Below are 1,279 nucleotides of genomic sequence, written 5' to 3' on the forward strand. Positions count from 1 at the left end.
TGCCGAGCGGATGCGAGGTAATGAGGGGGTGGTTCGGCACATTCTGAGCACTTGGCCCCCTCATCCGGCGCTTCGCGCCACCTTTGTAACTTCCCTTTGACCGCGATTGGCGCTGTAATGCCTGTTGCGGTGGCGGAAGGAAGACCGTCGCACCTTTGGGACACCAAGCCCGTGGGAGAGCCCGGTTCTCCGTCCGCCGTTCCATCGAACCCGAACAGTCGCCAGGGCCGCTTGCGAAAGCAAAGCCCGATTAGGCAAGGATGGGATAAGATGGATATCATTATTGGCATCGACGTTTCAAAGGATCGTCTGGACATCGCCGTGACCCCGTCCGGCGAAGTGTTTTTCGTCGATAACAGCCATGCCGGCCTTGAGGAGCTGGTGTCTCGCTTGAAGACGGAGCGCGCCGATGTGGTTGCGCTCGAGGCGACCGGCGGCTTCGAAACGCTGACGGTGGCGGGCCTGTCAGCGGCGGGTTTTGCGGTGCTGGTGGTCAATCCGGCGCAGGTCCGCGCCTACGCCAATGCGATTGGCCGCAGGGCCAAGACTGATCCGATCGATGCGGCAGTGATCGCAGCCTTCGTGGCGGCGACACACCCTGAGATAAGGCCATTGCGGGATGCCGAAACGCAGGCTCTGTCCGAACTTGTCGCCCGCAGGCGCCAGATCGTGCAGATGATCGTGGCCGAGGAGAACCGGCTGCGCATGGTTCAGGCTCAGCAGGCGCAGAAGAGCATCAGGCGATTACTGGCTGCTCTGCGGCGCGAGCTGGAAAGCCTGGACGCAGATATGGACAGCCATATCCGCAAGTCGCCGCTCTGGCGGGTGCGCGAGAGGCTACTTGTCTCGGTTCCAGGCGTAGGCTCGACAACAGCGCGTACACTTCTGGCCGAAATGCCAGAACTCGGCAGTCTCGATCGTCGCCAGATCGCCTCGCTGGCAGGGCTTGCGCCGTGGACCCGGCAATCGGGCCAATGGAAGGGCAAGAGCTTTATCGGCGGCGGCCGGGGCAAGGTGCGGGCCGTGCTGTTCATGGCCGCCCTCGTCGCCAGCCGACACAATCCGATACTCAAAACATTCCGCGACCGCCTCGTCGCCGCCGGAAAACCCAAAATCGTCGCCATCGTCGCAACCATGCGAAAACTGCTCACAATCCTAAACGCCATCATCCGGGATCAAAAGCCATGGCAAGACGCTTGACTAACAAGACAGTCGCTCTCCCCGCTGGGAACCGTTGCAAAATTCTGTGGTTGTGATTCTCTGTCGTTACGAGCAGCGG

1 protein-coding gene is annotated in these 1,279 nt (G+C 61.4%); it reads left to right on the forward strand.

The features are described from left to right. The first annotated feature begins 270 nt into the window (after positions 1 to 270). Positions 271 to 1,200: an IS110 family transposase gene (locus ASD32_RS24735; RefSeq protein WP_060640704.1), complete on the forward strand. Its 930-nt coding sequence runs from the start codon at positions 271 to 273 to the stop codon at positions 1,198 to 1,200. The last annotated feature ends 79 nt before the right edge of the window (positions 1,201 to 1,279 follow it).

Source organism: Rhizobium sp. Root483D2 (assembly GCF_001426685.1).
Classification (GTDB): Bacteria; Pseudomonadota; Alphaproteobacteria; order Rhizobiales; family Rhizobiaceae; genus Pararhizobium; species Pararhizobium qamdonense.